12 protein-coding genes are annotated in these 11,918 nt (G+C 70.3%); 2 read left to right on the top strand and 10 right to left on the bottom strand.

The window, feature by feature from the left end; translation table 11 throughout:
• Positions 1-152: 152 nt before the first annotated feature.
• From AB0N90_RS25925 to AB0N90_RS25915, 3 genes are all read right to left on the bottom strand, one after another.
• Entirely contained in the window at positions 153-878 is a 726-nt protein-coding gene (locus AB0N90_RS25925) for a Sir2 family NAD-dependent protein deacetylase (protein ID WP_365200451.1), read from the bottom strand.
• A 71-nt stretch (positions 879-949) separates the two neighbouring features.
• Positions 950-1,444, bottom strand: coding sequence for an NUDIX hydrolase (locus AB0N90_RS25920; RefSeq protein WP_365200449.1), 495 nt, complete (start codon positions 1,442-1,444; stop codon positions 950-952).
• On the bottom strand, positions 1,428-2,546 hold the full coding sequence (locus tag AB0N90_RS25915) for an ADP-ribosylglycohydrolase family protein (RefSeq protein WP_365200447.1): 1,119 nt from the start codon (positions 2,544-2,546) through the stop codon (positions 1,428-1,430). The genes AB0N90_RS25920 and AB0N90_RS25915 overlap by 17 nt, the downstream gene beginning before the upstream one ends.
• Before the next feature lie 174 nt (positions 2,547-2,720).
• Between AB0N90_RS25915 and AB0N90_RS25910 the strand changes: the two genes are divergently transcribed.
• On the top strand, positions 2,721-3,857 hold the full coding sequence (locus AB0N90_RS25910; protein WP_365200444.1) for a glycerate kinase: 1,137 nt from the start codon (positions 2,721-2,723) through the stop codon (positions 3,855-3,857).
• An 82-nt stretch (positions 3,858-3,939) separates the two neighbouring features.
• Here AB0N90_RS25910 and pssA read toward each other — a convergent pair whose 3' ends face one another.
• Positions 3,940-4,758, bottom strand: a complete 819-nt coding sequence (gene pssA / locus AB0N90_RS25905) for a CDP-diacylglycerol--serine O-phosphatidyltransferase (protein WP_361675980.1) — start codon at positions 4,756-4,758, stop codon at positions 3,940-3,942.
• A 22-nt stretch (positions 4,759-4,780) separates the two neighbouring features.
• Positions 4,781-5,437, bottom strand: a complete 657-nt coding sequence (locus AB0N90_RS25900; RefSeq protein ID WP_078967312.1) for a phosphatidylserine decarboxylase — start codon at positions 5,435-5,437, stop codon at positions 4,781-4,783.
• Between the two features lie 18 nt (positions 5,438-5,455).
• Between AB0N90_RS25900 and AB0N90_RS25895 the strand changes: the two genes are divergently transcribed.
• Complete coding sequence (locus AB0N90_RS25895) at positions 5,456-5,581, top strand: hypothetical protein (protein WP_256638473.1); 126 nt, start codon at positions 5,456-5,458, stop codon at positions 5,579-5,581.
• Between the two features lie 36 nt (positions 5,582-5,617).
• Here the strand turns inward: AB0N90_RS25895 and AB0N90_RS25890 are convergent, their stop codons facing one another.
• From AB0N90_RS25890 to ccrA, 5 genes are read right to left on the bottom strand one after another with little or no spacing between them, the layout of a single operon-like run.
• Complete coding sequence (locus AB0N90_RS25890; protein ID WP_136102991.1) at positions 5,618-6,823, bottom strand: acyl-CoA dehydrogenase family protein; 1,206 nt, start codon at positions 6,821-6,823, stop codon at positions 5,618-5,620.
• Positions 6,824-6,826: 3 nt separating this feature from the next.
• A complete protein-coding gene (locus tag AB0N90_RS25885; protein WP_361675177.1) occupies positions 6,827-7,339 on the bottom strand; it encodes a MaoC family dehydratase in 513 nt (170 codons plus the stop codon).
• A gap of 5 nt (positions 7,340-7,344) precedes the next feature.
• On the bottom strand, positions 7,345-8,310 hold the full coding sequence (locus tag AB0N90_RS25880; RefSeq protein ID WP_361675180.1) for a CoA ester lyase: 966 nt from the start codon (positions 8,308-8,310) through the stop codon (positions 7,345-7,347).
• The gene (locus AB0N90_RS25875) at positions 8,307-10,334 is read right to left on the bottom strand and encodes a protein meaA (RefSeq protein ID WP_361675183.1); all 2,028 of its coding nucleotides are present in this window, start codon (positions 10,332-10,334) and stop codon (positions 8,307-8,309) included. Before AB0N90_RS25875 ends, AB0N90_RS25880 begins: the two co-directional genes overlap by 4 nt.
• A 9-nt stretch (positions 10,335-10,343) precedes the next feature.
• On the bottom strand, positions 10,344-11,681 hold the full coding sequence (gene ccrA, locus AB0N90_RS25870) for a crotonyl-CoA carboxylase/reductase (protein ID WP_365200473.1): 1,338 nt from the start codon (positions 11,679-11,681) through the stop codon (positions 10,344-10,346).
• Positions 11,682-11,918 lie beyond the last annotated feature (237 nt).

Below are 11,918 nucleotides of genomic sequence, written 5' to 3'. Positions count from 1 at the left end.
GTATCTGTGGGCGACCGACAGCCACCCGATCAACTTCCTTCCTGTGTAAGTGGGTTCCACGATGATCTGCCACACCGAGACCGACGGTCCCTACGTCTGTACCTGACGCTTGGCGGCACCGCCCGCCCGAGCCGGGAGCAGATGGAGGCGTACTACGCGGCCAGGGCGGCCAGCAGCCGGGGCAGCGCGGTGCCGATGGGATCGCGGATCACCTCGTCGGCCCGGTCGTCGTACGGCGTGGGTTCGGCGTTGACGATGATCAGGCGGGCGCCGTGGTCGGCGGCGAGGCCCGCGAGGCCGGCGGCGGGCTGGACCTGGAGGCTGCTGCCGACGGCGATGAACACCTGGCAGGCCTTGGTGACGGCCACGGCTTGGCCGAGGACCATCGGGTCGAGGCGTTCGCCGAACATCACGGTGGCGGACTTCAGGATGCCGCCGCACTCCCGGCACCGGGGATCGTCCTCACCGGCGGCCAGGCGCTCCAGGGCGTCCTCCATCGGGCCGCGCGTGTGGCACAGGGTGCAGAGGAACTCCCGGGCGGTGCCGTGCAGTTCGAGCACCTTGCGGGCGGACGTCCCGGCGAGCTGGTGCAGCCCGTCCACGTTCTGCGTGATCACCCGGACCGGTACCCCGGAGCGCTCCAGTTCGGCGACGGCCCGGTGCGCGGCGTTGGGTTCGGCCCGCAGAGCGCCGTTCTCCCGGCGCATCCGCCAGGAGCGTCGGCGGATCTCCGGGTCGCCCATGTAGTACTCGTAGGTCACGAGCTTCTCGGCCTCCGGATCGCGCCGCCACAGCCCGTTCGGGCCCCGGTAGTCGGGGATCCCGGAATCGGTGGAGATACCTGCGCCACTGAGAATGACCACGAGAGGCTTGCCCATGGGCCCGAGGGTAGGGCGCGGGGCGGGGAGGGGCGAATGGATATGCGCGCGGCGGCGGTGCGGCCGTGCGGTCAGTCCGCCCGGTGGCCGTTCTCCAGCTCGGCCGGTCCCGAGCCGTCCGTGAGGGCGTCCAGGGCGGCGAGGACGCGGCGGCCGAGCGCGCCGGGGAGATGCCCGGCGAGTTCCGCGCGCGGCACCAGCCGCCAGGACAGCAGTTCCGCCTCCTGGAGCCGGATCGCGCCCAGCTCCTCGTCGGTGAGCACCCCGCCGTCGTACACGTACGCCACCAGCGGCGGCCGCCCCGTCCCCGGCACCCAGTCCACGGCGAGCAGCCGCCCGAGCGTCCGGTCGAGCCCGATCTCCTCCAGCGTCTCCCGCCGGGCCCCCTGCCGGGGCGTCTCCCCGCTGTCCGACTCCACCGTGCCGCCCGGAAGCCCCCAACCCTCGCGGTAGTTGGGCTCGACCAGCAGCACCCGGCCCTCTTCGTCCCGGAAGAGCGCGGCGGCCCCGGCGAGCACCCGGGGCAGTGAGGCGATGTACGCGGCGTAGTCAGCGGTGGAGGTCATGGGGGGAAGGGTATCCAGCCGGGCCGGACCGTGAACCGCCGTGCGCCAGGCGCACGGTGCGTTCGGCCAGCGCACTGATCCGCACCCCGTCGAACCCGGACACCGCGCTGCGGACCGTGTCTTCGAGCGGATCCTTCCAGTGGCCGGGCAGGGCCGCGGCGCCGGTGCGGACCCCGGCCACCGAGCCCGCCGTCGCCCCGTTCGAGTCGGTGTCGAGACCGCCGCGCACGGTCAGCGCGAGGGTGCGGGTGAAGTCGTCGTCGCCGTACAGCAGCCCCGCGGTGAGGACGGCCGCGTTCGGCACCGTGTGGATCCACCCCCCGGGACTCTCCCCGGTCGCGGTGTCCACGGTGTCCGCCCAGTCGAGGCCGGCCTCGTGCAGCGACATGACGCGGCGCACCGTACGGGCGAGGCGGCTGCTCGCCGGGATCGCGCCGAGCGCGCTCTCCAGCGCGGCCCGCACGGTCGGCGCGGTGAAGGCCGCGGCGATCAGCGCGGCCGCGAACATGGCGCCGTAGACACCGTTGCCCGTGTGCGACAGCACGGCGTCCCGGCGCGCCAGACCGGCCGCGCGCCCGGGGTCGCCGGGGCAGACCCAGCCGAAGACGTCCGCGCGGATGAGGGCGCCGATCCACTCCTGGTACGGGTTGTCGTACGTCGCCGTCAGCGGCGGCCGCAGCCCGTTCGCGAGGTTGCGGTAGGCCGCCCGTTCCGCGGTGAAGGTCTGGAGGTACGGCAGCCGCAGCAGCCACAGCTCGCCGACGTCCTCGGTGCTGAAGCCGAAGCCGCGGCTCTCCAGCAGGTGCAGTCCGAGGATCGTGTAGTCCACGTCGTCGTCGCGGCAGCTGCCGTGGATCCGGCCCCGGACGCAGGATCGCCACTCGGGGCGCAGTACGGCGGTGTCGGCCGGGTCGGCGGGCTCGGGCAGGTAGTCGGTGAGCGGCAGCGCGCCACAGCCGCCGAGATACCGGTCGATGCGCGCCCGGGTCCACACCTCGCCCTGCTCGACCGGCTTGCCGAGCATGTTGCCCGCGATCCGGCCGAGCCAGCCGCCGTGGATCCGGTCGGCGAGATCGGTGGGCGCGGGGTGCTCGCTGCTCATGCCAGGGGCCTACCCGTTTTCCCCGGACCTGCTCCTGATTCCCGCCCCCGGCCTGCTCAGCCCGTGGTCGGGGCATGACGGCGAGGGGGCGGCGAGGTTAGGGTCACAGCGGCGCGACCGGTCCCGCCGCGTGCGGGGCCCGGAGAGCAAGGGGATGGCAAGGTGGCGGAAGCTGTGGGTGAGAGCCGTCGGGTACTCATCGCCGCGGACAAGTTCAAGGGCTCGCTGACGGCCGTGCAGGTCGCCGAGCGGGTGACGGCCGGGCTGCGCCGGGTGCTGCCGGACCTGGCGGTCGAGGCGCTGCCCGTCGCGGACGGCGGGGACGGGACCGTGGCCGCGGCGGCCGCGGCCGGCTTCGAGCGCCGCGAGGTGCGGGTGGCCGGGCCGCTGGGGGAGACGGTGACGGCGGCGTTCGCGCTGCGCGACGGCACCGCGGTGGTGGAGATGGCCGAGGCGAGCGGGCTGCACCGGCTGCCGGCCGGGGTCTTCGCACCGCTGACGGCCTCCACGTACGGCTCCGGCGAGCTGCTGCGGGCCGCGCTGGACGCGGGCGCGCGGACGATCGTGTTCGGCGTCGGCGGCAGCGCCACGACGGACGGCGGCGCCGGAATGCTGGCGGCGCTCGGCGCGCGGTTCGTGGGAGAGGACGGGGAGCCGGTGCCGCCGGGGGGCGGCGGTCTGGCCGGTCTGGCCCGCGCCGACCTCTCCGGTCTCGACCCCCGGCTGGCCTCGGTCTCCCTGGTGCTCGCCAGCGACGTCGACAACCCGCTGACCGGGCCGAAGGGCGCGCCCGCGGTGTACGGCCCGCAGAAGGGGGCCTCGCCGGAGGACGTACGGGCCCTGGACGCGGCGCTCGGACACTACGTGGCGGTGCTGGAGGCCTCGGTCGGGGCGCGGGCGGTGGAGTACGCGGCGGCGCCGGGCGCGGGGGCGGCGGGCGGCATCGGCTACGGCGCGCTGCTGCTCGGCGCGCGGTTCCGGCCCGGGATCGAGATCATGCTCGACGTCCTCGGCTTCGCTCCCGCGCTGTCCCGGGCGTCCCTGGTGATCACCGGCGAGGGCTCCCTGGACGAGCAGACGCTGCACGGCAAGGCCCCGGCGGGGGTGGCGGCGGCGGCGCGGGCTGCGGGCAAGGAGGTCGTGGCGGTGTGCGGACGGCTCGCACTGGAGGACCGTGCGCTGCGGTCGGCCGGGATCAGCCGCGCCTACCCCCTGACGTCCGTCGAGCCCGACATCGCCCGCTGCATCGCGGACGCAGGGCCGATCCTGGAACGGGTCGCGTCCCGCATCGCGGAGGACCTGCTGACCTGACCCCCTGGGGGCTCAGCCCCGAAAAAGACAAGGGCCCCGAATCCAGCCAACCCTGGATTCGGGGCCCTTCGTCAAGACGCCGTCACGGCAACTGCGCCGCCCGCGCCTCCCGCCGGTTGTCACGGAAGTTGTTCACCCGCCGCGCCGTGGCGAACAGCGGGATCACCGCGCCCATGACCAGCTGGAGCGCACACCCCGTCTGCAGGAGCAGCTGACCGCCCGGAGCGTCGAACGCCCAGGCCGCCAGCAGTCCCATGGACAGGACGATCCAGGACAGCATCGCCCCGGCCAGCCGCCCCCGCGGCTTCGGGTACTCCACCCGGCTCACCATCAGCCACGCCGTACCGACGATCGCCAGCAGCGTCGCCACGAACGGCAGCTCCAGGAGCACGATCGAGACGACGGTGAGCGCACCGAACGGCGAGGGCATGCCCTGGAACACGCCGTCCTTCACCGTCACGCACGAGAAGCGGGCGAGCCGCAGGACGACGGCCAGGAGCACCACGATTGCCCCGAGCGCCGCCACTCTCTGATGCGCGTCGTCCGCGACCATGCCGTAGACGAGGACGAAGTACGCCGGCGCGAGGCCGAAGCTGATCAGGTCGGAGAGGTTGTCCAGCTCCGCACCCATCGGCGAGGACCGCAGCTTGCGCGCCACCAGACCGTCGAAGAGGTCGAACACCGCCGCGCAGAGCATCAGGATGACCGTCGTGGCCGCGCTGTGGCGGGCCATGCCGGACTCCTGGCTGCCGGTGAGGTGCGGGATCAGGATGCCGGTGGTGGTGAAGTACACCGCCATGAACCCGCACGTGGCGTTACCGAGCGTGAGGGTGTCCGCTATCGACAGGCGGAGCGAGAGCGGCATCTCCTCCTCTTCGTCCACCTCGTCGGCCTCGGGCACCCAGTTCGCCTGGGTCTCCGGATCAATCACGGTCAATGCGAGTCACCCCAGCCACGGTCTTCTGTCCGACCTCGACCGCCACCTCCACGCCCTCGGGCAGGTAGAGATCGACACGCGAGCCGAAGCGGATCAGACCGATACGGTCGCCCTGCTCGACCTTCGTGCCCGACGGGAGGTAGGGCACGATGCGGCGGGCCACCGCGCCGGCGATCTGGATCATCTCGATGTCGCCGAGTTCGGTGTCGAAATGCCAGACTACGCGCTCGTTGTTCTCGCTCTCCTTGTTGAAAGCCGGAACAAAGCCGCCGGGGATGTGCTCGACCGAGGTCACCGTGCCCGCGAGCGGCGCGCGGTTGACATGAACATTGAGCGGGCTCATGAAGATGGCGACGCGGGTGCGACCGTCCTTCCACGGCATGATGCTCTGCACCACACCGTCGGCCGGGGAGATGACCCGGCCCTGGGTGATCTCTCGCTCGGGGTCGCGGAAGAACCACAGCATGCCCGCCGCGAGCGCGGTGGCGGGCACGGCGACGGCCTTGGCGGCACCCGAGCGGCGGGCGCGGGCCAGGCTGAGGGCTGCGGTGGCGACGGTCGGGAGAAGCCACGGCGATGCTCCGCGCGCGAGGCGTACGCCGGCTCGGCTGTCGCGAGGTGCAGAGGTTTGGCTGTGGGGCATGGATGACCTTCGTAGCGGATGATGCCGCGCAAGACGGGGGACGGCGGCTTTCCGGGGATCGTACCGGTCGCGGGCCACAACTGGGCAAGCCAGGAAGCCGAGTCGGCGGCCGAAGACCGGCTGAACAACCTCTACGGGGTGTGATCTTCCCCTCGAAGAAAACACCCCGTATGCGGACAATCAGCCCTGGAACCGATACTCTTCGAGCAACCTGCGGCCGATGATCATTTTCTGGATCTCGGCGGTACCTTCACCGATGAGCAGCATCGGCGCCTCACGATACAGGCGCTCGATCTCGTACTCCTTGGAGAAACCGTACCCGCCGTGGATGCGGAAGGCGTCCTCCACGACCTCCTTGCAGTACTCGGAGGCGAGGTACTTCGCCATGCCGGCCTCCAGGTCGTTACGCTGCCCGGAGTCCTTTTTGCGCGCCGCGTTGACCATCATCGCGTGGGCGGCCTCGACCTTGGTCGCCATCTCGGCCAGCTTGAACTGGATGGCCTGGTGCTGGGCGATCGCCTTGCCGAAGGTGTGCCGCTGCTGGGCGTACCGCACACCCAGCTCGAAGGCGCGCTGGGCGACGCCGCAGCCGCGGGCCGCGACATTGACCCGGCCGACCTCCACGCCGTCCATCATTTGGTAAAAACCTCGGCCGGTGACGCCGCCGAGCACCCGATCGGCCGGGATGCGCAGCCCGTCCATGATCAGCTCGGTGGTGTCGACGCCCTTGTAGCCCATCTTCTCGATCTTGCCGGGGATGGTGAGGCCCGGGCGGACCTCGCCGAAGCCCGGCTCCTTCTCGACCAGGAAGGTGGTCATGGACTTGTGCGGGGCCGTGCCCTCCGGGTGGCCCTCGTCGCTGCGCACCAGGACGGCCACCAGGGACGACGTGCCGCCGTTGGTCAGCCACATCTTCTGGCCGGTCAGGACGTACTCGTCGCCGTCCTTGACGGCCTTGGAGCTGATCGCCGACACATCGGAGCCGAGCGCCGGCTCGGACATCGAGAAGGCGCCCCGGATGTCACCGGCCGCCATCCGCGGCAGGAAGTGGTCCTTCTGCTCCTGCGTGCCGTGCTGCTTGAGCATGTACGCGACGATGAAGTGGGTGTTGATGATGCCGGACACCGACATCCAGCCGCGGGCGATCTCCTCCACGCACAGCGCGTAGGTGAGCAGCGACTCGCCCAGACCCCCGTACTCCTCGGGGATCATCAGACCGAACAGGCCCAGCTCCTTGAGGCCGTCCACGATCTGCTGCGGGTACTCGTCGCGGTGCTCCAGCTCGGTGGCGACCGGGATGATCTCCTTGTCGACGAAGTCCCGGACGGTGGAGAGGATCTCCTGCTGGACGTCGGTCAGACCGGCGGTCTGGGCGAGACGGGCCATGTCCTAGTTCTCCTGCTGCTTGAGTTCCGGGCGGCCCGGCTGCTCGCCGCCGCGCTCCTTGATGTACGTCTCGGTCGGCACCATCACCTTGCGGCGGAAGACGCACACCAGGGTGCCGTCCTGCTTGTAGCCCTTGGTCTCGACGTAGACGATGCCGCGGTCGTTCTTCGACTTCGACGGCCACTTGTCCAGCACGGTCGTCTGGCCGTAGATCGTGTCGCCGTGGAAGGTCGGCGCCACGTGCTTGAGCGACTCGATCTCCAGGTTGGCGATCGCCTTGCCGGAGATGTCCGGCACCGACATGCCGAGCAGCAGCGAGTAGATGTAGTTCCCGACGACGACGTTCTTGCCGAAGTCCGTCGTCTTCTCCGCGTAGTTGGTGTCCATGTGGAGCGGGTGGTGGTTCATGGTGAGGAGACAGAACAGATGGTCGTCGTACTCCGTGACCGTCTTGCCCGGCCAGTGCTTGTACGTCGCCCCGACCTCGAACTCCTCGTAGGTGCGTCCGAACTGCATCGCGCTCAGGCCTCCGGGATCTCGAACTCGGTGGTGCGGCGCATGCCGGCCGCGCGTCCCTTGCCGGAGATGACCAGGGCCATCTTGCGGCTGGCCTCGTCGATCATCTCGTCGCCGAGCATCGCGGAGCCCTTCTTGCCGCCGGCCTCGGACGTGTAGTAGTCGTACGCGTCCAGGATCAGCTCGGCGTGGTCGTAGTCCTCCTGGGAGGGCGAGAAGATCTCGTTGGAGGCCTCGACCTGGCCCGGGTGCAGCACCCACTTGCCGTCGAAGCCGAGGGCCGCGGCGCGCTGCGCGACGGCGCGGTAGCCGTCGACGTTGCGGATCTGGAGGTAGGGGCCGTCGATCGCCTGGAGGTCGTTGGCGCGGGCGGCCATCAGGATCTTCATCAGGATGTAGTGGTAGGCGTCCGCCGGGTAGCCGGGCGGCTGCTCGCCCACGACCAGGGACTTCATGTTGATGGAGGCCATGAAGTCGGCCGGGCCGAAGATGATGGTCTCGATGCGCGGGGAGGCCCCCGCGATCGCGTTGACGTTGTTCAGGCCCTGCGCGTTCTCGATCTGCGCCTCGATGCCGATCCGGCCGACCTCGAAGCCCATCGTCTTCTCGATCTGGGTGAGCAGCAGGTCGAGCGCCACGATCTGCTCGGCGTTCTGCACCTTCGGCAGCATGATGCAGTCGAGGTTCGGACCGGCTCCCTCGACGACCGTCACGACATCGCGGTACGTCCACTCGGTCGTCCAGTCGTTGACGCGGACCACCCGCGTCTTGCCCGTCCAGTCGCCCTCGTTGAGGAACTTGACGATGGTGTGCCGCGCCTCGGGCTTGGCGAGCGGGGCGCACGCGTCCTCCAGGTCCAGGAAGACCTGGTCCGCCGGCAGGCCCTGCGCCTTCTCCAGGAAGCGCGGGTTCGAGCCGGGCACGGCGAGACACGAACGCCGCGGGCGGAGACGGTTGACGGGGGCGGTCATGCGGGGACCTCCAGGGGGTCGAGCTTGTTCGCGGTCCGGATCTCGTCGACGATGCGGCCGATGATCCCGGTGATGTCGAAGTCCTTCGGGGTGAAGACGGCGGCCACTCCGGCGGCCCTGAGCTGCTCGGCGTCACCGTTCGGGATGATGCCACCTGCGATCACCGGAATATCTGTGGCACCCGCCACACGCAGCCGCTGAAGCACGTCAGGGACCAGCTGGGCGTGCGAGCCGGACAGGATCGACAGGCCGACCGCGTGCACGTCCTCGGCGAGCGCCGCGTCCACGATCTGCTCCGGGGTGAGCCGGATGCCCTGGTAGACCACCTCGAAGCCGGCGTCGCGGGCGCGCACGGCGATCTGCTCGGCGCCGTTGGAGTGCCCGTCGAGGCCCGGCTTGCCGACCAGGAAACGCAGCTTGCCGACGCCCAGGTCGCGGGCGGTGGCGTCCACCTTGGCGCGGACCTCGGCGAGCGCCGAACCGGCCTCGACGGGGACGGCCACCGGCGCGGAGGAGACCCCGGTGGGCGCCCGGTACTCGCCGAACACCTCGCGCAGCGCCCCCGCCCACTCGCCGGTCGTGGCCCCGGCGCGGGCGCACTCCAGGGTGGCCTCCATCAGATTGCCGGTACCGCGGGCGGCCTCCTTCAGCCGCTCCAGCGCCTTGCAGGGGCGCGGGTGGTTGAACGGCGGCTGGTAGCGGGTGTCCCGCCACCGCTGGAGCGAGGAGATGACCTGGGCCTCGACCGCCGGGTCCACCGTCTGGATCGCGGTGTCCAGGTCGGCGGTGAGCGGATTGGGCTCGGTGCCCTCGAACGCGTTGACGCCGATGATCTTCTCGTCGCCGGACTCGATCCGGGCCCGGCGCTCGGCGTGCGAGGAGACCAGCTGGGACTTCAGATAGCCGGACTCGACGGCGGCCATCGCGCCGCCCATCTCCTCGATCCGCGCCATCTCCGCGAGGGAGTCGGTGACCAGCTGCGCCACCTTGGCCTCGATCACCTTCGAGCCGTCGAAGATGTCCTCGTACTCCAGCAGGTCGCTCTCGTAGGCGAGCACCTGCTGGATGCGCAGGCTCCACTGCTGGTCCCAGGGGCGGGGCAGGCCGAGCGCCTCGTTCCAGGCCGGGAGCTGGACGGCACGCGCGCGGGCGTCCTTGGACAGCGTCACGGCCAGCATCTCCAGGACGATCCGCTGGACGTTGTTCTCCGGCTGCGCCTCGGTCAGGCCGAGGGAGTTGACCTGGACGCCGTAGCGGAAGCGGCGCTGCTTGGGGTTCTCGATGCCGTACCGCTCGCGGGTGACCTGGTCCCAGATGCGGCCGAACGCCCGCATCTTGCACATCTCCTCGACGAAGCGGACGCCCGCGTTCACGAAGAAGGAGATGCGCGCGACCACGTCACCCATGCGCTCCTGCGGCACCTGGCCGCTGTCGCGCACGGCGTCCAGCACGGCGATCGCGGTGGACATCGCGTACGCGATCTCCTGCACCGGCGTGGCCCCGGCCTCCTGCAGGTGGTAGCTGCAGATGTTGATCGGGTTCCACTTCGGGATGTGGGAGACCGTGTACGCGATCATGTCCGTCGTCAGGCGGAGCGAGGGTCCCGGCGGGAAGACGTGCGTGCCGCGGGACAGGTACTCCTTGACGATGTCGTTCTGGGTCGTGCCCTGGAGCTTGGTGATGTCCGCGCCCTGCTCCTCGGCGACGACCTGGTAGAGCGCCAGCAGCCACATGGCGGTGGCGTTGATCGTCATCGAGGTGTTCATCTGCTCCAGGGGGATGTCCTGGAACAGCCGGCGCATGTCACCGACGTGCGAGACGGGCACGCCCACCCGGCCGACCTCGCCGCGGGCGAGGATGTGGTCGGCGTCGTAGCCGGTCTGCGTCGGCAGGTCGAACGCCACCGACAGACCCGTCTGGCCCTTGGCGAGATTGCGCCGGTACAGCTCGTTGGACGCCTCGGCCGTCGAGTGGCCGGCGTACGTCCGCATCAGCCACGGACGATCTTTCTGACGCTCAGTCATCTACGGCTCTCAGATGTTCCGGAATCGGTTGATGGCGTCGATGTGCTCGGCCCGCAGTTCCTCGTCGCGCACGCCGAGGCCTTCCTCGGGCGCGAGGCACAGGACGCCGACCTTGCCCTGGTGCAGGTTGCGGTGGACGTCGTAGGCGGCCTGGCCGGTGTCCTCCAGGGAGTACACCTTCGACAGGGTCGGGTGGATCTTGCCCTTGGCGATGAGGCGGTTGGCCTCCCAGGCCTCGCGGTAGTTGGCGAAGTGCGAGCCGATGATCCGCTTCAGGGACATCCACAGGTAGCGGTTGTCGTACTCGTGCATATAGCCCGAGGTCGAGGCGCAGGTGGTGATGGTGCCGCCCTTGCGGGTGACGAAGACGCTGGCGCCGAAGGTCTCGCGGCCGGGGTGCTCGAAGACGATGTCGATGTCCTCGCCGCCGGTGAGCTCGCGGATGCGCTTGCCGAAGCGCTTCCACTCCTTGGGGTCCTGGGTGGTCTCGTCCTTCCAGAACTTGTAGCCCTCGGCGCTGCGGTCGATGATCGCCTCGGCGCCCATCGACCGGCAGATGTCCGCCTTCTGGTCGCTGGAGACGACGCAGATCGGGTTGGCGCCGCCGGCCAGCGCGAACTGCGTGGCGTACGAGCCGAGTCCGCCGCTCGCGCCCCAGATGAGGACGTTGTCGCCCTGCTTCATGCCGGCGCCGTTGCGGGACACCAGCTGCCGGTAGGCGGTGGAGTTGACCAGACCGGGGGCGGCGGCCTCCTCCCAGCTGAGGTGGCCGGGCTTGGGCATCAGCTGGTTGGACTTGACCAGGGCGATCTCGGCGAGGCCGCCGAAGTTGGTCTCGAAGCCCCAGATGCGCTGCTCGGGGTCGAGCATCGTGTCGTTGTGGCCGTCGGAGGACTCCAGCTCGACGGAGAGGCAGTGGGCCACGACCTCGTCGCCGGGCTTCCAGGCGTTGACGCCGGGGCCGGTGCGCAGGACGACGCCAGCGAGGTCGGAGCCGATGATGTGGTACGGCAGGTCGTGCCGCTTGGCCAGCTCGTTGGTGCGGCCGTAGCGCTCCAGGAACCCGAACGTGGACAGCGGCTCGAAGATCGAGGTCCACACCGAGTTGTAGTTGACCGAGGAGGCCATCACGGCCACCAGGGCCTCGCCCGGTCCGAGCTCGGGCACGGGGACGTCGTCCAGGTGGATCGACTTGCGCGGGTCCTTGTCACGGGTCTGCAGACCCGCGAACATCTCCGTCTCGTCCTTGTGCACGGTGATCGCCCGGTAGGACTCGGGGATCGGCAGTGCGGCGAAGTCGGCGGACGTGGCGTCCTTCGACTGGATCGCGTCGAGGATGTCCTTCACGGTCACGGTATTGCCTCCGGCGGTGAGCGCCCTGAGGGAGGGGCGCTTGAGGGTTCGTCGGTGCTGTGGTGCGTGCTGCTGAGGGTGTGGTGAAAAGGGCCGTCGGTTCGGCTCGGTGGTGCTTCGGCAGCGCTTTGTGGCGCGGGAGGTTGCCTGTGACGCAGGCGTCCGGGCGCGCGGGCCATAAGGCCCTCGGGGACAGCCGGCGAACGAATGGTCGCTGCTCGCCGGCCGCCC

Origin of the sequence: Streptomyces sp. NPDC093018, assembly GCF_040684035.1 — a bacterium.
Taxonomy (GTDB): domain Bacteria; phylum Actinomycetota; class Actinomycetes; order Streptomycetales; family Streptomycetaceae; genus Streptomyces; species Streptomyces murinus.
Note: the sequence above shows the minus strand (reverse complement) of the source record. Positions and strands in the feature narration are given on the sequence as shown.